The following is a 23,599-nucleotide window of genomic DNA, read 5'->3' as shown; positions in this document are numbered from 1 at the left end:
CTTGTGCCGGCGCTCTCGTGCCGGCGCTCTCGTGCCGGCGTTTTGTGTCGGCGTTTTTGTGTCGGTGGCCGGCGGTAGGGTTTGGTGGTGACGGCTGATCCGCTCGTGCTGAGTGCCGAACTCGACCGCGCCACCGCCCGCCTGCTCGACACCGCCCGCACCCTCGACGGCAACGGCCTCACCGTGGCGTCCAGGTGCGACGGCTGGACCCGGGGGCACGTGGTGAGCCACCTCGCCCGCAACGCCGACGCCTACCGCAACCTGCTGAGCTGGGCTCGGACGGGGGTGCGGACCCCGGCGTACGCGAGCCGGGAGGCCCGCGAGGCGGGCATCACCGCCGGTGCCTTCCGCCCGCACGAGGAGCAGCTCGCCGATCTCATCACCGCCTGCGACCAGCTGCGCGAGTCGATCGACGCGATGCCGGCCGAGAGCTGGACCGCGCTAGTCGAGTGGGGCAGCACCGGCCCGGTCCCGGCCGCCCGGGTCGTCTGGTCCCGCGTCTGCGAGGTCGAGCTGCACCACGTCGACCTCGACGCCGGATACGGACCGGCGGACTGGCCGGCGTCGTTCGCGCTGCGCGTCCTGCACGACCCCGCCACCCCGCACGTGGCGACCCTGGTCTCCGACGACGGCACGAAACTGCTGTCCGTCGACGGCGAGACCGTGGTCACGGGGCCCGTGCACCTGCTCGCCGCGTGGCTCACCGGCCGGGGCCCCGGCACCGGCCTCACCAGCACCGGCCCCACCGGCTCTGTCGGCGACCTTCCCAGCCTGGAGGCATGGAAATGAGCAGCCTGACGTTCACCAAGCTGTCCGTCGGCCCGATGGACAACAACGCCTACCTGCTGCGGTGCACCTCGACGGGCGACGGCCTGCTGATCGACGCCGCCAACGACGCCGAGCGGCTGCTGCAGCTGATCGGCAGCAACCCGGGCGGCATCTCGACGGTCGTCACGACGCACCGGCACCAGGATCACTGGTTCGCGCTGGAGGACGTGGTCGCGGCCACCGGCGCCGCGTCCCTGGCCCACGCCGCCGACGCCTCCGAGATCCCCGGCGTCACCGGCACCCTCGCCGACGGCGACACCCTCTCCCTCGGCGACTGCGACCTGACCGTGATCCACCTCGTCGGGCACACACCGGGGTCGATCGCCCTGCACCACGACGGCCACCTCTGGACCGGAGACGCCCTGTTCCCCGGCGGCGTCGGCAACACCTGGGGCGACAAGGCGAACTTCGAGTCGCTCATCAACGACGTGACGACGAAGATCTTCGACCGGTTCCCGGACGAGACCGAGTTCCACCCAGGGCACGGGGCGGATTCGACGCTGGGTGCCGAGCGGCCGTCGCTGCCGGAGTGGCGCGCCAGAGGCTGGTAGCAGACGCACGTAAGCGACGCGGAGGCGTACGCGTCCTTCCGGCGCACCGTTGCGATCCTGACGGTTCCCGCCGACGAGGGACGGCGCCGGTGAGCGGCCCTCTGCTGACGTTCGCCGAGGCGGCCGACCGCAACCTGTTCCAGCTTCCGGACACTCCTTCGGCTGTCATTTCGGGACGCCCGATGGTCGGGCTTGGCGATCAGTTCGACATGGACGCCGCGCAAATGACGTAGGCGCCTGACGACGTCGACTGCTTGACCACCCGCCCGTTGTTGCGTATGGAGCACGTCACGGTGCCACTGTCACCCTGGTTCTGCGCCGACACATAGAGGAAGTCCGAACCGCTGCCGATCGAAAGACTCCAGGGCACACGCACACCACTTTGCTGCGACGCATCCCCGTCTGCGTCCTGGTAGGTAACGTCCACAGTTGCTGCAGACCCTGAGACCACATAGGTGAACGCGTCGGGCGGAGCCGGCGGTCCGGCCGACCCTTCAGGCCCAGCTTCCCCTCGCGGCCCCGGCGGTCCCAGATCTCCAATCGGTCCTTTGGACCCAGCCGGCCCGACACCGACAGGTCCTGCCGGACCAATGGGGCCTCGAGCTCCGTCTACGCCGGCAGCGCCCCGCGGACCGACGCCAGCAACATCCGCCACCGCGATGCCGGCCGCTGCGCCCCAACCAAGAACGAGCAGGATCAGCATCACCACTCGGGTTCCGCTACGCATCGCCCCTCCTAGCCTTGCGGCCCACGAGGACCCGGCGGGCCCTGCGTTCCAGCCGGACCAGACGGACCCGGGTCACCTTTCGGTCCAACAGGACCTTGAGAGCCCGGCGATCCCGGCGTTCCCTGAGGCCCCGAAGGCCCAGCCTGACCAGGACCGCCCTGCGGCCCCTGCGGGCCGTAACCGCTCAATGTCGCCACCACCAGGCCGGCCGTCAGCAACCAACCCGCAACGACCAGGATCACCAGCCGCCGTCCAACCAGCCAGGACGTCCAACCTGGCAAACCGCCGGACATCGGCGCATCGTTTTGCATGGGTCGATCCTTTCGCCGGACCGGCAATCGGACGATCCTTCCGACGAGCGACAAACCGACGCGCCCGGCTGGCAGAGACCACCCAACCCGACCTCCCGACGGACCAACCGGCCGCGGGGCACCCATCTGCCGGACCTCACAACCCTTCCGCCCGGTTAGGACGCAGGATCGAAGAGATGAATGCAGGCATCGATCCGGCCGAGAAACGGAGGAATCACCACGGTGCAAGACCGAGGCAGCCACCAATCACTCGCTGGCGCACTGACCCTGAATTCGCAACAACCTCAGGTGCTGTTGAAGGTGCGGTCGGACGCCAACCGACGACGGACTGGACCCACGTATCGCCGCGTTCACCCGGATCCCGAGGCTCAATCGAGCCTACGGCGGAGCAACGAATGTCCAGCCCTCGACGACCATCCGCGGGCATTTCGCTCCGATAGCCCAGCGGCAACCCGCCTGAGAGCATGGACGACATCGAAGCCAAGATCTTCGGGGTCTTCCCTGATGAGACGGTGATCCATCCGGGGCACGGCAAGGACGCGACGCTGGGCACGGAGCGCCCGTCGATACCGGAGTGGCGCGCCAGGGGCTGGTAGTCGTCGGCTCAGGATTCCCGACCTGGTTCCCGGCTTCCTAGCGTGGGCCGACACGCCTTCGGCGATTACGCTCGATTCTGAGGGGGTGATCTCTATGCCCAGATTCCTTATCCAAGGGACCTTCACGGTCGACGGGCTTCACGGGCTGCTCAAGGAAGGGGGCAGCGGGCGCGTCGAGGCAGTCCGGAAGATGGCCGAAAGCGTGGGCGGGCGACTTGAGTCGTTCGACTTCTGCTTCGGCGACAGCGACACGCAGGTGATCTGCGAACTGCCGGACAACAAGGCCGCCGCGGCCGTCGCTTTCGCGGTTGGTTCATCTGGTGGAGCCACCACCAAGACCGTGGCGCTGCTGACCCCGGAGGAGGTCGACCAAGCGGTTCAGCAGAGCATCGACTACCGCGCGCCGGGCGTCTGATCCGGCCACCGGCGGGCCGGCCCGGTCGCGTTCATGACCTCCATGGCCCCCATGTCCCCATCGATGCACTCGATGCAGACCTTCGGGAGCACGCCGACGGAGTGACCGGCTCGCTCGGCGACCTCCGGCGTGTGGACACCAGCGTTGTGACGACGAAGATCTTCGACCGGTTCCCGGACGAGACCGAGTTCCACCCGGGGCACCGGGCGGACTCGACGCCGAGTGCCGCGCGGCCGTCGCTGCCGGGGTGGCGCGCAGCTGGTGAGGCTCGCGCTACCGCCGGAGCGAATCCAGCGGTACGGCGATGGTCCTGTCACCGCCTCCAGCAGCCGCCGAGATCCGCGAGGTGACGCGCTGCCTCACCGACCTCTGACGGGTGCGGCGGGGAGCGCGAGATAGATTGCGGGCCATGACCGTGCCGGCGAAGCCCGTGTATCTGCTGGACTTCATGCCCGACGACTGGCGGGAGGCGGTCACGCCGTTCGTCGACGCCGCGGTCGTTGCGGCGCTGTCGTCGTTCGTTGTCGAGCAGTACCGGTCCACCGCGGTGTACCCACGCAAGCAGGACATCTTCGCGGCGTACCGGTTGTGCCCGCTCGCGTCGACCCGGGTCCTCATTCTCGGGCAGGACCCGTACATCAAGCCGGGACAGGCCCACGGGCTGAGTTTCAGCGTGCCGCCGGGTGTTGCGGTGCCGCCGTCGTTGCTCAACGTGTACCGGGAGATGCGGGACGACCTGGGCGTCGAGCCGCCGCCGTCCGGCGACCTGACCGCCTGGAGCCGGCAGGGGGTGATGCTGCTCAACGCGGTGCTGACCGTCCGCGCCGGCACCCCGAACTCGCACAAGAGCCAGGGTTGGGAGAACGTCACCGACGCCACGATCCGGGCGCTGAACGCGAAGGCGGAGCGGGTGGTGTTCGTGCTGTGGGGCGCGGCGGCGAAGGCGAAGGCCCCGCTGGTGACGAACGACCGGCACGTCGTGCTGCGGGCCGGTCACCCAAGCCCGATGAACCCGACGGGCTTCCTCGGCAGCCGGCCGTTCAGCCGGATCAACGCCGCCCTCACCGCGACCGGGACCTTGCCGGTGCGCTGGTCACCGGCGATGCCGAGGCACTGACGGCCGGTCAGTGCTGGTCGGTGCCGGTTGAGGCTGGTTGAGGTTGGTTGAGGCACGCGGGTACGGGCAGGCCCAGCGCGGCCAGCAGGGCGCCGAGCTTGTGGTCGAGTTCGATGCCGACCTCGGTGATCTCCGGCCGGCCGAGCGAGGCGAAGTGCAGGCTCGGCTGGTCCGTCGAGAACAGGACCGGTCCGCCCGGCTCCTGTGAGATCACGGTGCGCAGCGGGGCGTACAGCATCGCGGTCGGATCGTGGCGGAACATCCGCTCGGCGATCGTGTGGTTGCCCATGAGGTAGGCGGCGCACCGGGAGGTGTCCCCGGCGACGCGCATGAGCGAGTCGGCCGCGATCTTCCAGTAGATCAGGAACCCGTGCCGGGCGACGGTGTCGGTCAGGTCGCACACCGCCTGCCACCCGGCGTCGTCGGCCACGAGCTGCTCGATGCGCGCGGCTGGATAATCGGGGACGGCGCCCTCGTACCGGGCGACGACGTCCTCGAACGAACCCTCGGCCTCGACGACCAGCCGGCGGGCGGCCCAGTCCACGGCGTGCGATCCGGCCACGGCACCCTCCTGACTCGCTGCATGTGACTCATGCTTCCGGTGCGGCACTCGTACCCACGTTGTCGCGGAGGAATCAAGCGCTCACGGGTCAACTTCGATCCAGAAGTACCTACGCAGCGTGATCAGGGTATTAGCAGAACGTGAGCAACGTCGATAAGCTGCAGCACCATGCCGACACAACTGCACGAGACGGTCATCGCGATGTTCCGAGAGAGACCGGCGCTCGCCGCAGAGCTCCTGGAGGGTCCACTGCACGCCGGCGTGCCCAGTTTCAACGAGGCGCGGTTGTCCCCGGGCGACTTGACCGACGTGGCCCCAGCCGAATACCGGGCAGACGCCGTGGTGACGCTGAGCAATCAGAAAAGGACCGTCCTGGCGGTCGTCGTCGAGGTTCAGCTCAAGGCAGACGCACGCAAACGACGCAGTTGGCCCGTGTACGTGGCGACGCTGCACGCCCGGCTGAAATGCCCGGTCGCCCTGCTGGTTGTCTGTCCCGCTCAGCAGGTCGCGCGCTGGTCTGCAGCGCCGATCTCGATCGGTCCGCCGGGGTCGGTGGTGACGCCCGTGGCGGTCGGCCCGGATCAGATTCCGCTCGTCACCGACCTCACCATTGCCCGGAAAAGTCCGGAGCTGGCAGTCCTGTCGACACTCGCGCACGGCGGCCGAACGGACCCCCAACCGCTCTTCGAAGCGCTGCTCACAGGGCTTCACGTGATCGATCAAGAACAGGCCGACCTGTACACTGACCTCGTACTTACGGTGCTGCCGGCGGCGGCCCGGGCTTACCTGGAGGCACTCATGACCACCACGGCTCACCAGTATCAGAGCGACTTCGCCCGCCGGAATTTCAGCGCTGGAGAAGCTCGCGGGGAAGCTCGCGGGGAGGCCAAAGCGGTGCTGGTGGTGCTCGACGCGCGCGGCGTTACGGTGTCGGAGGAGCAGCGCACCCTCATCGCCGACTGCACCGACCAGGACCAGCTCGAAACCTGGCTCCGCCGCGTCGGCACCGCTGAGAAGATTCAGGACCTCGGCGACCAATTCGCCGGCTGAACTTCGGGATGAGCCGAGCCGGCAACCCTCCCGGACGGCCGCGGCGCGCGGGGAAGTGGAGGGTTGGCGGTGACGGTGGGTGGGGTGTTCACGCATTAGGCTTGGGTGCATGCGAATCCTGATCGTCGGGGGCACCAGGTTCGTCGGGCGGCACATCACCGAGGCGGCGCTGGCCGCTGGGCATGAGGTGACGCTGCTGCACCGGGGGCAGACCGGCCCGGACCTGTTCCCGGCCGCCGTGCACCTGCGGGCTGACCGCAACTCGCTGCCGGACGGGCTGCTGGCGGGCGACTGGGACGCGACCGTCGACGTCAGCGGTTACCTGCCGCGGCAGGTCGACGGGCTGGCCGACGCGCTCGACGGGCGGGGCGGACGGTATGTATACATCTCCAGCGTGTCGGTCTACGACGTGCCGGCCGGCCCGGGGTTCGCGGAGAACTCGCCGCTGCTGGAGCTCGACGACCCGACGGTCGATGAGGTCACCGACGAGACGTACGGGCCGCTGAAGGCCGCCTGTGAGCGGGTCGCGGCGGAGCGGTTCGGGACGTCGACGCTGATCGTGCGGCCGACGTATGTGGTGGGGCCGCACGACCACCTGTCGCGGTTCACGTTCTGGGTCGAGCGGGTCGCCCGCGGCGGGGAGATCCTGGCGCCCGGGCCGCGGGACGCCGCGATCCAGGTCATCGACGCGCGGGACCTGGCGGACTGGACGATCCGGCTGCTCGGACGGCCCGGCGGCGGCGTGTTCCACGCGGTCAGCCCGGCGCCGCCGTTCTCGTTCGAGGAGCTCCTGGAGGCGATGGTCGCCGAGGTCGGGCCGCCCGGGACGAAGCTGACCTGGGTCGACCCGGACTTCCTCGGCGAGCGGGGACTGACCGCGGAGGCGCTGCCGCTGTGGTCGGCGTTCGATGTGGAGAAGGACCTGAACGCGGCGAACCCGGCGGCGGCGTTCGCGGCGGGACTGTCGCCGCGGCCGTTGCGGGAGACGGTGCGGGAGACGTACGAGAGCGCGGTGCGGGACCCGCTCCCGCCGCCGGCGGCTCGGCTGACCGCCGAGCAGGAGACCCGGGTCCTCGCCGAATGGCACCAACGCTGAGGCACTGAGCAGCCAGCCACCAAGGGCGTCGGCGGCGCTGGGCCGCTGAGGGCGCTGAGGGTGCTGCCGGCGCTTAGGGTGCTGCCGGCGCTTAGGGTGCTGCCGGCGCTGAGGGTGCTGCCGGCGCTGAGGGTGCTGGCGGAGTTGCGGACGCTGATGGCGTTGACGTAGCAGCGGAGCTGACGGAAGCTGCGGGCGCTGACGGCGTTGACGGAACTGTCGGGCGGAACGCGGCTCAGGCGCGCTGCGGCTCAGGCGCGCTGCGGCTCAGGCGCGCTGCGGCTCAGGCGCGCTGCGGCTCAGGCGGCTGTTCCGCGGACCGCAAGGGCCCGGGCGAGGAGCGAGATCGATCCGTCCGCGGCTCGGGGCAGGCGCTCGCGGAGCAGGTCGCGCAGCGTGTCGCGGTGCTCGGTGGACAGCGACGCGACGTAGCTCGGGGCGGGGCCGGCGCCGCCGAGGAACGGGGTCCAGTAGTCGTCGAAGTCGGCGAAGACCGCCGTCGTGTCGATCGGGAGGGTCGTGACGTCGGACAGGCCGGCGGTGGACCACAGGTCGCTCAGCGTGGCGGTGTCGCAGATCGAGAAGCGGCGGCCCTCGTCGAGGGCGGCGGCGGACGGGTCGAGGCTGGTCGCGGCGTCCCAGAAGTGGCGCATCATGGCCATGCCGTCGGCGTAGTCCCAGACGTACGCGGCGACGAGGCCGCCGGAGGCGGCGACCCTGGTGAACTCGGCGACCGCCTCGGCGGGGGTGGGCACGAAGTTGAGGGCGAGCCCGCTGACGACCACGTCGACGGACGCGTCCGGGACCGGCAGGGCACGGGCGTCGCCGGTGATGAAGCGCGCGGCGAGCCGCGATCTGGCCGTGGTGAGGAACCCCTCGGACGGGTCGACGCCCGTCACCTCGGCCGGCGCCGCGGCGGACAGGACCGTCCCGGTGAGAGCGCCGGTGCCGCAGCCGACGTCGAGCCAGCGCCGGCCCGGCGGCACGGCCAGCCATCGCAGGAATCTGGCCGCGACGGGACGGCTCCATCGACCGACGTACGCCTCGTAGGCGTCGCCCTTCGCCCAGACCTCGTGCACCATGACCGTCACAGTAGGACGCAGGAACAATGCGGGCCGGCAGCAAGACGGTTGGGCCCGGCAACCACACGGGGAGACATGGGATGGCTGGTGCGGCCGCGGCGTTCGGGGTGCTGCTGGACAGGTTGGTGACGCGGATCGGTGAGCTGGCGGCCGACGCCCGCCGGTTCGACCGGGAGGAGATGGCGACCCTCGCCGACGTCTGGGACCGGCGGGCCCGGACGCTGGCGACGGCCGATGGGACCGGCCTGTCGCCACTTCCCGGCGGCGGCGACGACCAGCACCGCCAGGAGCCGGGGCGGCTGCGGCTGCGGCTCGCGACGATGAGGACCGGCGTCCGCGGCGACCTCCCGCGCGGGTTGCTGCCATAATCCTCCGATGAGTAGCCGGCCGAGCCTGGCACAAGTGGCGGCGCTGTCGGGCGTGTCGGTCAAGACGGCGTCGCGCGCGTTGAGCGGCGAAGGGTACGTCGCGGTCGAGACCAAGGCGCGGGTGCAGAGCGCCGCCGACGAGCTGGGGTACCGGCTGAACCGGACCGCCCGGGAGCTGCGCCGCGGCGGCAACACCTCGACGCTCGTGGGGTTGCTCAGCGGCGACCTCGCCAACCCGTTCTACTCGCGGCTCGCCAGCGGGCTCGAACGGGAGCTGCGCATGCACGGGCTGCAGCTGATCACCGCCAGCACCGACGAGAACCCGGAATGGGAGCGCCGGCTCACGGACTCGCTGCTCGAACGCAGGGTCCGGGGGCTCGTGGTCGCCTCGACGATGGCCGAGCACGGGCACCTGGCCGCGGAGCGGCGGCACGGGAGCCCGTTCGTGTTCGTGGACCGGCCGCCGGTCGACCTGACCGCGGACGCGGTGCTGCTGGACAACCGGGGCGGGGCGAAACGCGCCGCCGAGCACCTGCTCGAGCGCGGGCACCGGCGGATCGGGATCGTCGGGGACCTGTCGCGGTTGAGCACCCACCAGGACCGGGTCGAGGGGTTCGCGGAGGCGATGGAGGCGGCCGGCGTCGCCGACTGGCGCGACTACCTCCTCGAAGACGCGCACGACGTCGACAAGGCCGAGCGGGCGGTCCGGGCGCTGCTGGCCCGGGACCCGGCGCCGACGGCGTTGTTCACCACCAACAACCGGATCACGACCGGCGCGCTGCGGGCGATCGGGCACACGCCGTTCGCCGCCACCAACAAGGACGCCGCCACACACCGGGACACCGCCACACACAGGAACGCCGCCACCGACAAGGACGCCGCCACCGGCAACAGCGCTGCCGGCAACAGCGCTGCCGGCAAAGGCACGGCACTGATCGGGTTCGACGAGCTCGACCTCGGTGACGTGCTCGGGGTGAGCGTCATCGCGCACGACCCGGAGGAGATGGGCCGGCACGCCGCGCGGCTGCTCTTGGCCCGGCTCGACGGCGACGACGGCCCGGCCCGGCGGGTCGTGCTGCCGACCCGCCTGATCGAACGGTCGACCACCGCACTGACGTGACCGACGCTGACCTGACCGACGCACTGACCTGACCGACGCACTGAGCCGACCGACGGACTGAGCGGACCGACGCGTCGGCGTGACCGGAAAAGGGGCGTGACCGGGAAAAGGGCGTGACCGGGAAAGGCGTGACCGCGGAACAGACCAAGAAATGACGCCAGCAAATCCCCGAGGGACAAGATCAATCGATTCACGCCGATAGGATGGCGGGGTCCGGTGAGATCTTGAAACGGGGAGGACCTCATGCACAGACGCACACTGTTCGCCGGCGCCGCCGGTGTCGCCGCCGCGATCGCCCTGCCCGGCACCGCGAACGCGGGCCCGAACACAGCCGGCGGCCCCGCGTTTCCCGAGGTGATCGACCTGCCCGACGGCTGGCAGCCGGAGGGGATCGCCACCGGCCGGGGCACCACGTTCTACGTCGGGTCACTCGCCGACGGCGCCGTGTACCGCGGCAGCCTGGCCACGGGCAGGGGCGCCACGTTCGTCGCCGGCGCGGCCGGGAAGCAGGCGCTCGGGCTCGAACACGACCACCGGGGGCGGCTGTGGGTGGCCGGCGCCGGCGGGGGTGGTGCCACGGTCTACGACGGGGACAGCGGCCGGGTCCTCGCCGAATACGCGTTCGGCGGCACCTTCGTCAACGACGTCGTGGTCACCGGGCGGGCCGCGTACTTCACCGACTCGTACCAGCCGGTGCTCTACGAGGTGCCGCTCGGCCCGCTCGGCAGGCTGCCCGGGCAGTCGGCGGTGCGCACGATCCCGCTGCCGGGTGGGCTCGGCGACGCCGACGGGTTCAACAACGGCATCGAGGCCACCCCCGACGGGCGGCTGCTCGTCGTGCAGATGCTCGCCGACCGGCTGTTCGCGTTCGACCCCCGCCGCGGGACCGCCACGCAGGTCGACCTCGGCGGCGCGAGCGTGCTCCAGGGCGACGGACTGTTGCTGCGCGGGCCGCACCTGTACGTCGTGCGCAACTTCTTCAACGTCATCGCCAAGTTCCGGCTCGGGCATGATCTGCGCGCCGCGACGCTCGTCGAGGAGATCACGCATCCGAAGTTCGACATCCCGGCGACCGTGGCCGGGTTCGGCGGGTCGCTGTACGCGGTGAACGCCCGCTTCAACCTACCCGCACCCGCCCCGACCGACACCTACTCGATCGTGCGGGTGCCGGCCTGATCCGCGCCTGAGCCGGCGGTTGCATCTCCCGAGACGGTGCCTCCCGAAACGGTGCCTCCCGAAACGGTGCCTCCCGAAACGGTGCCTCCCGAAACGGCGGCCTGGTACCGGGCCGCCAGGTCGCGGAGCAGGTCGCGGAGTTCGGGCGGGTCCAGGACGGTGAAGGCGAACCCGATCGAGCCCAGGAATCCTGCCAGGTCGATGAGCTTGTCGGCGCCGGTCTCCAACTCGCAGGTGGCGTCGCCGGTCGGGGTGAGCAACCCGGCCGTCGACGCCAGCCGGGCCGTCACGTCCGCGATCGGCGCGTGCAACCGGATGCGGGCCGGCACCCGCCACGCCGTCGACGCGACCCCCCGCAGCACGTGCGCGACGGCGTCGCCGCCGGGTGGCTCGCGGGGCGCGAACCGCCGTGGCCCGCCCGGTGATTCGCGCAGCACCACGAGGTCGGCGCGGAACGTGCGCCAGTCGCCGCGGTCCACGTCCCAGGCGAGCAGGTACCAGCGCCGGCCCGTGTAGACGAGGCGGTGCGGCTCGGCCAGGCGGCGCCGGTCCTTGTAGTCGAAGGTGATCCGCTCGTGGTCCCGGGTCGCCGCGGCGAGGGCGGTCAGCAGCGCCGCGTCGACCGTCGGGCCTCCCCCGGCCGCCGAGACCGTCGCCGAGCGCAGCGCGTCGACGCGGTGGCGCAGCCGGGGCGGGAGGGTCTGCTCCAGTTTGATCAGCGCCCGCAGCGCGGGATCCTCCAGGCCCGTGACGGACCCGGCGGCCGCCGCGCGCAGGCCCACGGCGACCGCGACCGCCTCCTCGTCGTCCAGCAGCAGCGGCGGTGTCGCGGCCCCCGCGCCGAGGCGGTAGCCGCCGGTCGGGCCGGTGCTGGAGTCGATGTGGTACCCGAGGCTGCGCAGCCGCTCGATGTCGTTGCGGACGGTCCGGGTGGTGACGGCGAGCCGGTCGGCGAGGGCGGTGCCGGACCAGTCGCGGCGGCTCTGCAGCAACGACAGCAGCCGCAGCAGCCGCGCCGAGGTCTCCAACATTGCTCGAAGTCTGCCAGGTATTGCGGAACGTAGCTTTCCGCAATGGCCGATAGCGTCGTACCCATGAGCAACGACACTGGCAACAACACCGGCAGAGCCACCAGCGGCTTCCGCGGTTTCGCCACCCTCAGCTTCTTCGCCGCCGACCACGCCGCCGCCACGCGGTGGTACGCGGAACTGTTCGGGATCGAGCCCTACTTCGAACGGCCCGGCTACACCGAGTTCCGCATCGGCGACCACCAGGACGAGATCGGCATCGTCGACAGCCGGTACGCGCCGCACGACGTCTCGGTCGCTCCCGCCGGCGCCTTCATGTACTGGCACGTCGACGACCTCGAAGGCACCCTGGAGCGGCTCACCTCGATGGGTGCGACACCGTTGCAGCCGATCACCGAGCGCGGGCACGGCTTCGTGACGGCCGCGGTCACCGACCCGTTCGGCAACATCGTCGGCATCATGCACAACGCTCACTACCTGAAAGCCCACTACCTGGAGATCGTGAACGCTTGATGGAACCGGTCCTGTTCGCCGACACGGCCGCGTTCGAGGCGTGGCTCACCTCGTACCATGGCGAATCCCCCGAAATATGGATCCTCGTCGGCAAGAAGGGCAGCGGCGTCGCCAGCCTCTCAGTGGAGGAGGCGCTGGACGTGGCCCTGTGCTTCGGGTGGATCGACGGGCAGCGCAAGGGGTTCGACGATCGTCATTTCCTGCAGCGGTACGTGCCGCGCCGCCCCCGCAGCACCTGGTCGCAGGTCAACGTGGCGAAGGTCGAGGCGCTGACCGCGGCCGGCCGGATGCGGCCCGCGGGCCTGGCCGAGGTCGCGAAGGCCCAGGCGGACGGGCGGTGGGCGGCGGCGTACCCGTCGCAGCGCAACGCCACCGTCCCGCCCGACCTGGCCGAGGCCCTGGCCGCCGACGGCCGGGCCCGGGCGGCGTTCGACGCGCTGCCGGGCACCGAGCGGTACCTGCTGATCCTGAACCTGTTGAAGCTGCGCACGGCGGCCGGCCGGGCCACCCGGGTGAAGGCGATCCTCAAACAGCTGGCGGCGTGAGACGGTGGTCCGATGGAGCCGAGAAGCGTCCTGGACATCGACTTCCGTGCGCTGACCGACCGGGTCTTCCACCCGTCGCCGGCGGCGCGGGAGGACGAGGTGCTGTACTTCCTGCTCGTCGACCGGTTCTCCGACGGGCAGGAGGACGGCTACCTCGACAACGCGGGCTCGCGGGCGACCGGCGGCACCCCGTTGCTGGGCGCCGCCGACCACGGCAACGCGGTGCCGCCGGTCGCCGGCGAGGAGTCGGCGGCGGCGTGGCGGGCGGCCGGGGGCGGATGGGTCGGCGGGACCCTCGCCGGGCTGCGGACCAAGCTCGGCTACCTGCGCCGGCTCGGCGTCACCGCCGTCTGGGTCAGCCCGATCCTGCGCCAGGTGCCGGGCGCCGGCACGTACCACGGCTACGGCACCTACGACTTCCTCGCCGTCGACCCGCACTTCGGCACCGGCGAGGACCTGCGCGACCTGGTCGCCGAGGCGCACCGGCTCGGGATCCGGGTCGTCCTCGACATCGTGCTCAACCACGCCGGCGACGTGTTCGCGTACGAACCCGACGTGGTGCCGCTGTGGACCGGGCAGCCGTACCCGGTGCGCGGTCTGCGTCCCGACGGGGTGTGGCCGCTGGAGCTGCAGCGGCCCGGCACCTTCACCGGCAAGGGGCGCATCGTGGACTGGGACCGGTTCCCGGAATACGTGGAGGGCGACTTCGACGAGCTGAAGGACATCCACCTGGGATCCGGCGACCCCGACGGGTACCGGCCGTCGCCGGCGCTGATCGCGTTGACCCGGGCGTATCAGTACTGGATCGCGTACGCCGACCTCGACGGGTTCCGGGTCGACACCGTCAAGCACATGGACCAGGGCGCGGCCCGGTACTTCGCCTCGGCGATCCACGAGTTCGCGCAGTCGATCGGCAAGGAACGCTTCGCCCTCATCGCCGAGATCACCGGCGACCGCGCGTTCGCGGTGCGGACCCTGCAGTCGACCGGGATGGACGCCGCGCTCGGCCTCGCCGACGTGCAGGACCGCCTCGAGTGGACGGTCAAGGGCGCTCGGGACCCGGCGGAGTACTTCGCGCTGTTCCGCAACTCGCTGCAGGTCGGCGTCGACTCGCACGCGTGGTTCCGGGACCGGGTCGTCACCGGGTACGACGACCACGACCAGGTGCGCAAGGGACCGTCGAAGGCGCGCTTCGCCGCCGACGACCTGGGCCGGCGGCTGGCGCTCGCGGCGCTCGCGCTCAACGCGACGACCCTCGGCATCCCGTGCGTCTACTACGGCAGCGAGCAGCTGTTCGACGGCCGGGGCGGCAACGACCGGTACATCCGGGAGGCGATGTTCGGCGGGTCCTTCGGGCCGTTCCGCAGCCGCGGCCGGCACGCCTTCGACGAGACCCACCCGGTGTACGTGGAACTGGCCAAGATCCTCGCCCTGCGCCGCCGGGTCCCGGCGTTGCGGCGGGGACGGCAGTACCTGCGGGAGATCTCCGGTGACGGGGTCGGGTTCGGGCTGCCGCGGCTGCTCGGAGCCGGCTTCCCCGGGGCGCTGCGGTCGGTGGTGCCGTGGTCGCGGATCTTCGCCGACCATGAGGTGGTGCTCGCGGTCAACACCGACCCGTTCGAGGCGCGGACCGCGTGGGTGACGGTCGACGACGGCCTGCACGCGGAGGGCTCGACGCTGACCTGCCGGTACTCCACAGATGCCGGTGTCGTCGGTGGCACGGTGCCCGTGGAGGCGCGCAACGGCAAGGCGGTGCTGCTCACGGTGCCCGCGGCGGGGTTCGTGATGTACGAGGCTGCGGGCTGACTGCGAGGCCGGCTGCGGGGCCGGCTGCGGGGCCGGCTGCGGGGCCGGCTGCGGGGCCGGCTGCGGGGCCGGCTGCGGGGCGTTTCGGGATGACGGGTGGTCGTTTCGATCATGCGGCTGGCAGCATGGCGGGATGACGACTCTGGGTGCCGTGTTCGTGCCGCAGCTGCCACCCGAGCGGCTGCGCGCCGTGGTCCGCGCCGCTGACGAGAGCGGGCTGGAAGAGCTGTGGCTGTGGGAGGACTGTTTCCTCGAGAGCGGGGTGGCGACCGCGGCGGCCGCGCTCGCGTGGTCGGAGCGGCTGCGGGTGGGGGTTGGGCTGCTGCCCGTCCCGCTGCGCAACGCGGCGTTGACGGGGATGGAGCTGGCGACGCTGTTCCGGCTGTTCCCGGGGCGGGCGCTCATCGGGGTGGGGCACGGGGTGCAGGACTGGATGGGGCAGGTCGGAGCGCGGGCCGAGTCGCCGGTCACGCTGCTGCGCGAATACGTGACGGCGTTGCGGGCGCTGCTGGCCGGGGAGCGGCTCAGCGTCCAGGGCAGGTACGTGCGGCTCGACGGGGTGGCGCTCGACTGGCCGCCGACGGAGGCGTCTGTCAGCGCTGCCCGGGCTGCCGGGTCTGCTGGGTCTGCCGGAGCTGCCGGGTCTGCTGGAGCTGCCGGGGGTGGTGGCGAGGCTGGGGTGGACGGTGCGGTGCTGAACCCGGGGGTGCTGGTCGGGGCCGGTGGGCCGAAGACGTTGCGGCTCGCCGGGGAGGTCGCCGACGGGACGATCCTGAGCGGTGGCACCGACGTCGACACGGTCAGGGCGGCGCGGCGGCTCATCGACGAAGGACGGCAGGCAGCCGGGCGGAGCGCACCGCATCCGGTCATCGTGTACCTGCACGCCGCGACCGGTGACGGCGCCGCCGAGCGGATGGCGGCGGAACGGGTCCGCTGGGGGTATCGCGACGGGCAGGACGTGTCGGTGGTCGGGGACGCGCACGCCGTCGCCGACGCGGTCAGCCGGTGGGCGGACGCGGGCGCGGACACCGTGGTCCTCCAGCCGACCCCGGACGACCCGGACCCCGAGGGGTTCATGCGGTTCGTGGCGGAGCGGGTGCGGCCGCTCGTCGCATAAGGCTGGTCTGGCTCGTCGGGCTGGTCTGGCTCGTCGGGCTGGTCTGGCTCGTCGGGCTGGTCTGGGCGGGTGCGGCGGTGGGCGTACCGTGGCGGACACCGACGAAACGGAGTGCCTGTGTCCTCGAATTCCGGTCCGGAGTCGACGCCGGACCCTGCTGGGACTGCTGGGACTGCTGGGCCTGCTGGGCCTGCTGGGACTGCTGGGGCCGGGAATCCGGCGGTCGCGGCGGTCGAGGACAGTGGGATCGCGTTCCGGGTCGTCGAGCACGGACCGGTCCGCAGCCTCGCCGAGGCCGCGGTGGCGCGAGGGGTGGCGGTCCCCGACGTCGTCAAGACGATCGTGGTGCGGGTCGGCGACGGGGACTACCGGTTCGTGCTCGTGCCCGGCGACCGGGTCATCTCCTGGCCGAAGCTGCGCGGGCTCCTCGGGGTCAACCGGCTGTCGATGCCGGACGCGGCGACCGCCCGCGACGCGACCGGGTACGAGCGCGGGACGATCACCCCGTTCGGCTCGACGACGGCGTGGCCGGTGATCGCCGACGAACGGATCCTCGGACGGGAGATCACGCTCGGCGGCGGGCGGCACGGCGTCGCGCTCGCCGTCGACGCCGCTGCGGCCGTCGGGGTGCTGCGGGCAACGGTCGCGGACGTGTCCGACGCGGAGCTGCCAGTCTCTGGTTGATCGATCCACGCGTTTCCCGGCCGGTCTGGACGGAAAAGTCCGCGCCTATGGCAATTTGCGCAAAAAGCCGGACTCCTCGGGAAACTGTGGGAATGTGGCACTGGCCACCATCATTGCCCGGGTTTCCGGCATGCGCGGCCCGGCGGTTCACCGTCCGGAAGGCGCGGCCCAGACCGTGGCAGCGCACGTGCGACGTGCCTGACGCGGCGGGGTCACCGGAGAGCGCAGGAGAGCCCCGGGCCTAGCGGGGAGTCGCACTGTCCACACATCCATTACGCCGTCCCGGCGCGGCGGTCCGCCGCAGCGTCATCACGGCGAACACATCGAGCGTCAACGGCAGTAGCCACGTCCGGACCAGCTTCCGGACCAGCTTCCGGACCGGCCTTCGGACCAGTCTCCGGACCAGCTTCCGGACCAGCCTCCGGACCAATCTGCGCAGTGGTGTCGGCACCATGCTGTGCGTGGTGCTGTGCAGCGTCGCCGGAAGCGCGCCGGCGCACAGTTCCGTAGAGCACGAGACAACGGGTCACCGCACCTGGGTCAGCACGACCGAACCACCGGTGGGTGTTCATTCGCTCGCGTACCACCGGACTACCACGGTCGACGAGCGCGCCGAACTCCGCGAGATACGGGCCGCGAGCCGGGACGCGCTGCGGGCCCGGATGGCGGTCGCCGGAGCGGCGAACCAGCCCGGTGGCGCCGCGCAACCGGCCGGCAGCGCCGGCAGCAACCAGGCCGAGGGCGTGGGGATCACATCGGCGACCGCCGCGGGGGCGGCCGCCGCACGGACCGGGAAGCGGGCCCGACCGGCGGCGAAGGCCGACCGGGCGCGGCCGGCCACGACCCGGACCGGGCCCGGGCGGCAGCGCACGTCGACCACACGCGCCGCGACACCACGCAAGACACGCGCCACACCGCGTATCACAACACCAGGTGTCCCAGGTATCACGGCGCCCGCCGGGGGCAACGGCGGTGGGTTCGCCGACGGCGGGGGTGGGGTGGTCGGGTTCGCGCTCGCTCAGGTCGGCAAGGGGTACGGGTACGGCTCCGTCGGGCCCGACCGGTTCGACTGCTCGGGGCTGGTCGCCGCGGCGTACCGGCGGGTCGGGATCTCCCTGCCGCACCAGACCGGCGCCCTCGCCGGGGTCGGCCGGCCGGTCGGCCGCGGTGAGCTGCGCCCCGGTGACCTGGTGTTCCCGGCGGCGGGCCACGTCGGCATCTACATCGGCGGCGGGCGGATCGTGCACGCCTCGACCGAGCGCGGCGGCGTGAAGATCTCGCCGATCTACGCGTTCAGCTTCGCGAGGCGGGTCGGCTGACCCAGGCGGTCCACATCAGACGGTCCACATCGGGTAGCAGCATCGTCCGATGTGGACCGTTCTGCGTGGACCGTTCAGCGTCGCGCGCCGACGGTCAGGGTGCCAGGCGGAAGTCGGCGAAGTCGAAGCCGGGGGCGACGACGCAGCTGACGAGGACCGGTTCGATGCCCGTCGGGGTCGCGGCCTGCCACACACCGGCGGGGATCAGCACCTGAGGGCGCTCCCCCGCGGCGACGTCGCCACCCAGCAGCGTGGTCGGGCCGTCGCCGGGGCGGTCACCCGAGCCGCCGAGGCGCAGCGCGAGCGGACCGCCCGAGTGCCAGAACCAGAGCTCGTCGGAGCGGACCACGTGCCAGGCCGACTCCTCGCCCGGGTGCAGCAGGAAGTAGATCGCGGTCGCCGCGTTGCGGGGGCCGTCGTAGCCGTCCGGGGCGAACGTCACCGGGGAGCGCCACGTCTCCCGGAACCAGCCACCTTCGGGGTGCGGCGCCATGTCGAGCAGTTCCGCCAGCCGCGGTCTCGTCGTCATCCCGCCACGGTAGCGGCCGTCGGCGGCTGGGGGTGCAGTCAGGGAGGGCAGTCAGGGAGAGCAGTGCAGCGGTCCGGCCGAACGTCCGGTGCGCTCGGGCTGCTCGCTTGCGATGCTGGCTGCATGCAGGTCGTGAGGTTGAGGTCGTGAAGCTGGAAGCACCGGGCGGCGGCACCGTCGAACTCCGCGTCGTCGACCGCACGACACTGGAACCGGCCCTTGACCCGGCAGTCGACCCGGCACGTGACCCGGTGCCGGCCCCGCAACCGGTGCTGCTGGTGGTCGAGGGGGTCGTCGACGCCGGGGACGGGCGGGCGTGGACGTTCCGTGACGCGTGCCTGACGGCCGCGGAGGCGGCGGAGCTCGGCGGCTGGCTGCTGCGGGCCGCGAAGGGCAGGCTGGAGTTGCCGGACCGGCTGGCGTTCGCGTCGCCGAGCCTCACGTTCACCCTGGAGGAGCACGACCACCTCCAGCCCCGCGTCACGGTCGGGTTCTCCCTGGCGGCGGCGCCGCCGTGGCTCGGCGAGGAGCGCGACCGCACCTACGACTACCCGGTGACGCTCGACCTCGACCCCGGAACCCTCGAAGCGGCGGCCGTGGACTGGGAACGGCAGGTCAGCGGCTGACCGGCACAGGACCGAACGGCAGGGCGCCGTGACAGGCTCGGTTATCTTCGCCGCATGGCGATCGAGTTCGTGCACGACGACCACATTCTCGTCCTCGACGGCCGGGTTCTGGAGATCTTCCGGCGGCACGGTCAGGACGCGCAGCGCTACCACGTCGCGTTCCTCGGCGTCTACGTGAAGCCGAAGGGTGACCGGTTCAAGGTGCAGGTCGGGCTCAGCTACGGCGAGCAGGTCCTCGGCGGCACGACCCTGACCCTGGACCAGGTGCAGTTCGCCAGGTTCCAGGAGTTCATCGGATACGCGACGGCGGCCCGCGACAGCGCACCGAACCCGCCGAGGTAGGGGGCGAGTCGTAGGATCGCCGGATGCGACGACGCACCGCGGCTGCTGCACTGACGACCGTCGTTCTCGCGCTCGCCGGCTGTGGTGGCTCGCCGGGCAAGACCGCGACCACGAGCAGCAGTGCCGCGCAGGCCGCCAGCGGGGCTGGGTCGACGCAGAGCGGTGCGCCGTCCGTACCGGCGACGCAGAACGCGACCACGAGCAGCAGCGCCGCGGCGGCGCCCCCAGCGAACTACGGCAACCCCAGCGGCCGGGCCACGGTCCCGGCGGAGGCACGGGCCGTCGACACGTCGAAACCGACGAGGGTCGTCGGCAACGGCACCCCGGGCAGCTGCACCTCCGAGGCCGTCGTGTCGGCGGTCGCGGCGGGCGGGATCATCACGTTCAGCTGCGGGCCGGAGCCGGTGACGATCACCATGAAGGCCACCGCGAAGGTCAAGAACGTGCAGGGCGCGAAGATCGTGCTCGACGGTGGCGGCAAGGTGACGCTCAGCGGTGAAGGCCGGCGGCGCATCCTGTACATGAACACGTGCGACCAGAAGCAGGGCTGGACCACGTCGCACTGCCAGGACCAGGACCACCCGTCGCTGACGGTGCAGAACCTGACGTTCGCCGACGGCAACTCGACCGGCGAGACCGCGGAGGGCGGCGGGGGCGGCGCGATCTTCGTGCGCGGCGGACGTTTCAAGGTCGTCAACTCGCGCTTCGTGCGCAACCGCTGCGACCAGAACGGGCCGGATCTCGGCGGCGCCGCGATCCGGGTGCTCAGCCAGTTCCACAACCAGCCGGTGTACGTCGTGGGCAGCACCTTCGGCGGCGCCTCCGGCCAGGGCGGCGTGTGCGCCAACGGCGGCGCGCTGAGCAGCATCGGGGTGTCGTGGGTGGTGCTGAACAGCGTGCTGTCGTACAACTCGGCGGTCGGCAAGGGCGCCAACCCGGCCCGGGCCGGCACGCCGGGCGGCGGCAGCGGCGGCGCGATCTACTGCGACGGCAACCTGTTCACCGTCCGGCTCGCCGGGACGCTCGTCGAGCAGAACAAGGCGAACGAGGGCGGCGGGGCGGTGTTCTTCGTCAGCAACGACCGCACCGGCACGATGTCGATCGAGAGTTCGACGCTGCGGAAGAACCCGAGCGCCGGGTTCGAGACGCAGGGTTTCCCCGGCATCTTCTTCCTCGGCGCCCGGCCCCCGTCGGTGTCGTCGTCGTCACTGACCCGCTGAGCTTGCCCGCTGCCTGCTGCTTGCCTGCCGCTTGCCTGCCGCCTGCCAGCCGCCTGCCAGCCGCCTGCCAGCCGCTATGAGCGCAGGCAGGCGCAGAACGGGTGACCGGCCGGGTCGAGCAGGACCAGGTACCGGTCGGGCGCGGGCTGGAAGTCGGGGCGGGTCGCGCCGAGCTTGAGCGCGCGTTCCTCGGCGTCGGCGAGGTCGTCGACGTAGAAGTCGAGGTGGAACTGCTTCGGCACCGGGGCCGCGTCGACCGGGTCGGGCCAGGTCGGCGCGGTGTAGCCCTCGATCTGACCGAACCCGATCGACGTGGTGCCGTCGCTGATCATCGCGTATTCGGCCTGAGTGTGGGTCACGTCCCAGCCGAGGACCTCGCTGTAGAAGGTGGCGAGCACCGGCGGCTCGGCGCAGTCGATGTTGACCATGATGAGCGTGGCGAATCCAGACATGCCCTCATCCTGCCGCGTGATCCTGCCATCCTGTGTCAGGATCACTCGCCCGGGTTCTGAGGTCCGGTCGGTGCGGTCGGTGCGGTCGGCGCGGACCAGTTGCGGCGCAGCGCGACCATCCGCAGGACGAAGACGAGCACCGCGGCCAGGGCGATGCTCACGGGGCGCTGCGTGTGCACCGCGTCCAGGGCTGCGACCGAGGCGCAGCCGAGCAGCCCCGCGACGGCGTAGATCTCGCGCCGCAGCACGGTGGGGATCTCCCCGGTGAGCAGATCCCGGATCAGACCGCCGCCGATCCCGGTGATCATGCCGATGATGCAGGCGCCGACGGGCGGGATGCCGGCGTCGAGCGCCTTCAACGTGCCGGTCACGGTGAACAGGCCGAGCCCCGCGGCGTCGAGGACCAGGACCGTCCAGTGCAGCCGGCTGACCGTCGGATGCAGCCAGAACGTGGCCGCGGACGTGACCACGGCGACGGCCGCATACCGCCAGTCGACGAACGCGAACGGCTGCACGTTGACGAACACGTCGCGCAGGATGCCGCCGCCGAGCGCGGCCATGAACCCGACGAACACCACCCCGAACAGGTCCAGCCGCTTCGCCACACCGGCGGTCGCGCCCGAGGCGGCGAACACGGCGATGCCGACCAGGTCGACGACGAGCAGCAGGCTGAGCTCTGACACGGTTGTGCTCCAGCGGCGCGGGAAGGTGGATCGGGAACGGTTGCCCGGGACGGCTACCCCGGGCAGTGACACGGGCGCGGCGCCACACGGCGCCACGCCCGCTTGATACGGCACGTTCTGTATACGGCACGCCCGGCGTGCTCAGCGTCAGATGTTGTTGATGACCGCCATGTTCGTCTCGTGCTGCATCGCCATCATGTCGGAGACCGCGGCCGCGTCGTAGTAACCGCCGGTCCCGGAGCTCGCGGCGTCACCCGTGTCGGCGGGCTCGGTGTCGGTGTCGGCCTCGGACACGGTGCCCGCCGCCGTGGCCATGCCGCCGCTGACGTCGCCGTCGAGGTTGCCCCCGGAGCCGTCGTAGCCGGCCGTGTCGTACTGGGAGATGTCGCCGTCGAGGTTGCCGCCTGACCCGTCGTAGTCGGCCGTGTCGGTCGGTTCGGCGGTCAGGTCGGTGTACTCGCCGGTGAGGGCGTTGTAGGACTGCTCGTAGACGCCGTCGCCGTCCTCGTCGAGGGCGGCGAAGTCGGCCTCGCCGTTGCCGTCGAGGTCGCCGACGATGACGTTCGCGCCGTCGTCGGTCGTGTAGATGACGGCCTGGTCCTCGACGCCGTCACCGTCGAGGTCGGTGGTGAACGGGGTGTAGTCGTCGCTCATATCTGGTGGCTCCTTCAAAGGCTGATTCAGGTGCTGTGCTGATTCAGGTGCTGTGTCCCGGTGGATCAGGACGAGTGGAACCGTACGAGCAGGCCCGCCGCCCTGACTCCCCCATTGCTGCCAACCGGACAGCGAGGAAGATCACCGGGCGGGTTTGCGTCACAGGGGCTGCGGGGTATCCAACCGTCGATTCGAAGAAGACGAGTTCGTTCGATAGATGGAGGCAGTCCCGTGGGCAGAGGATCCGGTATCGGCGGGGTCATCCTCGTCATCTGGCTGATCATCGGCGTGATCGCGGCAGGGCAACGCGGCTATTTCGACAGCGAGGACACGAACTGCGCGAAGACCGGCACGATCCTCGTGACGATCGTCGCCGGCCCGCTGAACTACCTCGGGGTCAACCCGAAGATCAACTGCGCCCTGCCGGAGCCCTCGAAGTAGCGGCTCCGGGTCAGACGTGAAGCCGGTGCCTCCGTCAGGGCACCGGCTTCAGTGCTTTCTCAGTGCTGTCTCCCGGGTACGACCAGCGGCGGCCCGGTCCAAGCCGGCTCACGGCGTCCTCCCGGTTCACTTCCAGCGGGGCGCGTTAGCTTCGGCGCATGGATGAGCACAAGGCACGGCGGGTGGTCGACACGCTGCGGGAGCGGGGCGTACCCGCGCATCTGGAACTGGCGAAGGCGGGGTTGTCGGCGTTCGGCGTGCGGATCGCACTGCCGGACGGACGCAGCGCCGTCTGGGACACCGACGGCACCGCCGGCCTGGAGGCACAGGTGATGCGGGACGGGATGCTCGTCGGGTACGTGCCGATGATCGAAGGCTCGGACCACTTCACCGAGGCGCAGGTCGTCGACGCGATCGCCCGCACCGAGTACGACCGGCCCGTGGCCCGGCAGCGGCCGGTGGCGCCGCCGCCCGGACCGGCGCTGCCCTACGAAGGCGGGTTCTTCCGCCGGTTCCGGTCCGGGTTCCGCACCAGCTGACACCGCAACACCGGCCGACACCACCGGCCGGCAGCGCTGGCCGGTGCCGCCCGGCCGACCGCGCCGGCTGACAGCGCCGGCCGACAGCGCATGGCGGAGCTC

Annotated in this window: 29 protein-coding genes and 1 pseudogene; 22 read left to right on the top strand and 8 right to left on the bottom strand. The window is 71.4% G+C overall.

The annotated features are described in order from the left end of the window. Positions 1–87 precede the first annotated feature (87 nt). The 3 genes from Dsi01nite_RS37115 to Dsi01nite_RS37105 all read left to right on the top strand — a co-directional run bounded on the left by Dsi01nite_RS37115 (position 88) and on the right by Dsi01nite_RS37105 (position 1,612). Positions 88–789: a maleylpyruvate isomerase N-terminal domain-containing protein gene (locus tag Dsi01nite_RS37115; RefSeq protein ID WP_203851043.1), complete on the top strand. Its 702-nt coding sequence runs from the start codon at positions 88–90 to the stop codon at positions 787–789. Next, positions 780–1,379, top strand: a complete 600-nt coding sequence (locus Dsi01nite_RS37110) for an MBL fold metallo-hydrolase (RefSeq protein WP_239136439.1) — start codon at positions 780–782, stop codon at positions 1,377–1,379. Before Dsi01nite_RS37115 ends, Dsi01nite_RS37110 begins: the two co-directional genes overlap by 10 nt. 89 nt (positions 1,380–1,468) lie before the next feature. Next, positions 1,469–1,612: a hypothetical protein gene (locus Dsi01nite_RS37105; RefSeq protein ID WP_203851059.1), complete on the top strand. Its 144-nt coding sequence runs from the start codon at positions 1,469–1,471 to the stop codon at positions 1,610–1,612. On the opposite strand, the gene Dsi01nite_RS58980 is transcribed toward Dsi01nite_RS37105, so the two are convergent. Then, entirely contained in the window at positions 1,579–2,082 is a 504-nt protein-coding gene (locus tag Dsi01nite_RS58980; RefSeq protein ID WP_373318918.1) for an MmpS family transport accessory protein, read from the bottom strand. The genes Dsi01nite_RS37105 and Dsi01nite_RS58980 overlap by 34 nt on opposite strands. Positions 2,083–2,881: 799 nt before the next feature. Here Dsi01nite_RS58980 and Dsi01nite_RS57680 point away from each other — a divergent pair. The 3 genes and pseudogenes from Dsi01nite_RS57680 to Dsi01nite_RS37085 all read left to right on the top strand — a co-directional run. Further along, positions 2,882–3,013, top strand: a pseudogene (locus Dsi01nite_RS57680) (MBL fold metallo-hydrolase); the annotation flags it as partial. 94 nt (positions 3,014–3,107) lie between these two features. Further along, complete coding sequence (locus tag Dsi01nite_RS37090) at positions 3,108–3,428, top strand: GYD domain-containing protein (RefSeq protein WP_203851040.1); 321 nt, start codon at positions 3,108–3,110, stop codon at positions 3,426–3,428. Between the two features lie 409 nt (positions 3,429–3,837). After that, positions 3,838–4,545, top strand: coding sequence for a uracil-DNA glycosylase (locus tag Dsi01nite_RS37085; protein ID WP_203851039.1), 708 nt, complete (start codon positions 3,838–3,840; stop codon positions 4,543–4,545). 7 nt (positions 4,546–4,552) lie between these two features. Here the strand turns inward: Dsi01nite_RS37085 and Dsi01nite_RS37080 are convergent, their stop codons facing one another. After that, positions 4,553–5,107: a DUF302 domain-containing protein gene (locus tag Dsi01nite_RS37080; RefSeq protein ID WP_203851038.1), complete on the bottom strand. Its 555-nt coding sequence runs from the start codon at positions 5,105–5,107 to the stop codon at positions 4,553–4,555. Positions 5,108–5,275: 168 nt separating this feature from the next. On the opposite strand from Dsi01nite_RS37080, the gene Dsi01nite_RS37075 reads away from it, so the two are divergent. Together Dsi01nite_RS37075 and Dsi01nite_RS37070 are read left to right on the top strand one after the other, a co-directional pair. Beyond that, positions 5,276–6,157, top strand: coding sequence for a hypothetical protein (locus tag Dsi01nite_RS37075; RefSeq protein WP_203851037.1), 882 nt, complete (start codon positions 5,276–5,278; stop codon positions 6,155–6,157). A gap of 109 nt (positions 6,158–6,266) precedes the next feature. Further along, positions 6,267–7,253, top strand: a complete 987-nt coding sequence (locus Dsi01nite_RS37070; RefSeq protein ID WP_239136438.1) for an NAD-dependent epimerase/dehydratase family protein — start codon at positions 6,267–6,269, stop codon at positions 7,251–7,253. A 299-nt stretch (positions 7,254–7,552) separates the two neighbouring features. On the opposite strand, the gene Dsi01nite_RS37065 is transcribed toward Dsi01nite_RS37070, so the two are convergent. Then, complete coding sequence (locus Dsi01nite_RS37065) at positions 7,553–8,335, bottom strand: class I SAM-dependent methyltransferase (protein ID WP_203851036.1); 783 nt, start codon at positions 8,333–8,335, stop codon at positions 7,553–7,555. An 80-nt stretch (positions 8,336–8,415) separates the two neighbouring features. Between Dsi01nite_RS37065 and Dsi01nite_RS37060 the strand changes: the two genes are divergently transcribed. The 3 genes from Dsi01nite_RS37060 to Dsi01nite_RS37050 all read left to right on the top strand — a co-directional run bounded on the left by Dsi01nite_RS37060 (position 8,416) and on the right by Dsi01nite_RS37050 (position 10,999). Continuing rightward, a complete protein-coding gene (locus Dsi01nite_RS37060; protein ID WP_203851035.1) occupies positions 8,416–8,703 on the top strand; it encodes a hypothetical protein in 288 nt (95 codons plus the stop codon). 7 nt (positions 8,704–8,710) lie between these two features. Then, a complete protein-coding gene (locus Dsi01nite_RS37055; RefSeq protein WP_203851034.1) occupies positions 8,711–9,823 on the top strand; it encodes a LacI family DNA-binding transcriptional regulator in 1,113 nt (370 codons plus the stop codon). A 243-nt stretch (positions 9,824–10,066) separates the two neighbouring features. Beyond that, positions 10,067–10,999: an NHL repeat-containing protein gene (locus Dsi01nite_RS37050; protein ID WP_203851033.1), complete on the top strand. Its 933-nt coding sequence runs from the start codon at positions 10,067–10,069 to the stop codon at positions 10,997–10,999. Here the strand turns inward: Dsi01nite_RS37050 and Dsi01nite_RS37045 are convergent. Further along, positions 10,972–12,030, bottom strand: coding sequence for a helix-turn-helix transcriptional regulator (locus Dsi01nite_RS37045; protein WP_203851032.1), 1,059 nt, complete (start codon positions 12,028–12,030; stop codon positions 10,972–10,974). The genes Dsi01nite_RS37050 and Dsi01nite_RS37045 overlap by 28 nt on opposite strands. A 63-nt stretch (positions 12,031–12,093) precedes the next feature. Between Dsi01nite_RS37045 and Dsi01nite_RS37040 the strand changes: the two genes are divergently transcribed. The 6 genes from Dsi01nite_RS37040 (at position 12,094) to Dsi01nite_RS37015 (ending at position 18,011) form a co-directional block, all read left to right on the top strand. After that, positions 12,094–12,540: a VOC family protein gene (locus Dsi01nite_RS37040; RefSeq protein WP_203851031.1), complete on the top strand. Its 447-nt coding sequence runs from the start codon at positions 12,094–12,096 to the stop codon at positions 12,538–12,540. Next, on the top strand, positions 12,540–13,085 hold the full coding sequence (locus Dsi01nite_RS37035) for a YdeI/OmpD-associated family protein (protein WP_203851055.1): 546 nt from the start codon (positions 12,540–12,542) through the stop codon (positions 13,083–13,085). The genes Dsi01nite_RS37040 and Dsi01nite_RS37035 overlap by 1 nt, the downstream gene beginning before the upstream one ends. A 12-nt stretch (positions 13,086–13,097) precedes the next feature. Continuing rightward, positions 13,098–14,891 (top strand): alpha-amylase family glycosyl hydrolase, encoded by a 1,794-nt coding sequence (locus tag Dsi01nite_RS37030; protein ID WP_203851030.1) that lies wholly within the window; start codon positions 13,098–13,100, stop codon positions 14,889–14,891. A gap of 133 nt (positions 14,892–15,024) precedes the next feature. Then, positions 15,025–16,008, top strand: coding sequence for an LLM class flavin-dependent oxidoreductase (locus tag Dsi01nite_RS37025; RefSeq protein ID WP_203851029.1), 984 nt, complete (start codon positions 15,025–15,027; stop codon positions 16,006–16,008). Positions 16,009–16,125: 117 nt separating this feature from the next. Beyond that, positions 16,126–16,692 carry an aminoacyl-tRNA deacylase gene (locus tag Dsi01nite_RS37020; protein ID WP_203851028.1) on the top strand — a complete coding sequence of 189 codons (567 nt, stop codon included), beginning with the start codon at positions 16,126–16,128 and terminating at the stop codon, positions 16,690–16,692. Between the two features lie 560 nt (positions 16,693–17,252). Beyond that, positions 17,253–18,011 (top strand): C40 family peptidase, encoded by a 759-nt coding sequence (locus tag Dsi01nite_RS37015; RefSeq protein ID WP_203851027.1) that lies wholly within the window; start codon positions 17,253–17,255, stop codon positions 18,009–18,011. A 94-nt stretch (positions 18,012–18,105) separates the two neighbouring features. Here the strand turns inward: Dsi01nite_RS37015 and Dsi01nite_RS37010 are convergent, their stop codons facing one another. Beyond that, the gene (locus tag Dsi01nite_RS37010; protein WP_203851026.1) at positions 18,106–18,540 is read right to left on the bottom strand and encodes a cupin domain-containing protein; all 435 of its coding nucleotides are present in this window, start codon (positions 18,538–18,540) and stop codon (positions 18,106–18,108) included. Positions 18,541–18,686: 146 nt separating this feature from the next. Here Dsi01nite_RS37010 and Dsi01nite_RS37005 point away from each other — a divergent pair, with 146 nt between their 5' ends. The 3 genes from Dsi01nite_RS37005 to Dsi01nite_RS36995 are packed head-to-tail and all read left to right on the top strand — an operon-like array spanning position 18,687 to position 20,728. Then, positions 18,687–19,166, top strand: a complete 480-nt coding sequence (locus Dsi01nite_RS37005) for a WapI family immunity protein (RefSeq protein WP_203851025.1) — start codon at positions 18,687–18,689, stop codon at positions 19,164–19,166. Between the two features lie 54 nt (positions 19,167–19,220). After that, a complete protein-coding gene (locus Dsi01nite_RS37000) occupies positions 19,221–19,508 on the top strand; it encodes a hypothetical protein (protein WP_203851024.1) in 288 nt (95 codons plus the stop codon). A gap of 23 nt (positions 19,509–19,531) precedes the next feature. Beyond that, the gene (locus tag Dsi01nite_RS36995; RefSeq protein ID WP_203851023.1) at positions 19,532–20,728 is read left to right on the top strand and encodes a hypothetical protein; all 1,197 of its coding nucleotides are present in this window, start codon (positions 19,532–19,534) and stop codon (positions 20,726–20,728) included. Positions 20,729–20,802: 74 nt separating this feature from the next. On the opposite strand, the gene Dsi01nite_RS36990 is transcribed toward Dsi01nite_RS36995, so the two are convergent. The 3 genes from Dsi01nite_RS36990 to Dsi01nite_RS36980 form a co-directional block, all read right to left on the bottom strand. Then, positions 20,803–21,180, bottom strand: a complete 378-nt coding sequence (locus tag Dsi01nite_RS36990) for a VOC family protein (protein ID WP_203851022.1) — start codon at positions 21,178–21,180, stop codon at positions 20,803–20,805. 41 nt (positions 21,181–21,221) lie between these two features. Further along, positions 21,222–21,863, bottom strand: a complete 642-nt coding sequence (locus Dsi01nite_RS36985; RefSeq protein ID WP_203851021.1) for a trimeric intracellular cation channel family protein — start codon at positions 21,861–21,863, stop codon at positions 21,222–21,224. 147 nt (positions 21,864–22,010) lie between these two features. Then, positions 22,011–22,517, bottom strand: a complete 507-nt coding sequence (locus tag Dsi01nite_RS36980) for a hypothetical protein (RefSeq protein WP_203851020.1) — start codon at positions 22,515–22,517, stop codon at positions 22,011–22,013. Between the two features lie 231 nt (positions 22,518–22,748). Between Dsi01nite_RS36980 and Dsi01nite_RS36975 the strand changes: the two genes are divergently transcribed. Continuing rightward, a complete protein-coding gene (locus Dsi01nite_RS36975) occupies positions 22,749–22,958 on the top strand; it encodes a hypothetical protein (protein WP_203851019.1) in 210 nt (69 codons plus the stop codon). Positions 22,959–23,116: 158 nt separating this feature from the next. Continuing rightward, entirely contained in the window at positions 23,117–23,497 is a 381-nt protein-coding gene (locus tag Dsi01nite_RS36970) for a hypothetical protein (RefSeq protein WP_203851018.1), read from the top strand. The last annotated feature ends 102 nt before the right edge of the window (positions 23,498–23,599 follow it).

Origin of the sequence: Dactylosporangium siamense, from assembly GCF_016862795.1 — a bacterium.
Lineage (GTDB): Bacteria > Actinomycetota > Actinomycetes > Mycobacteriales > Micromonosporaceae > Dactylosporangium > Dactylosporangium siamense.
This window is presented reverse-complemented; position numbering and strand designations above follow the sequence as displayed.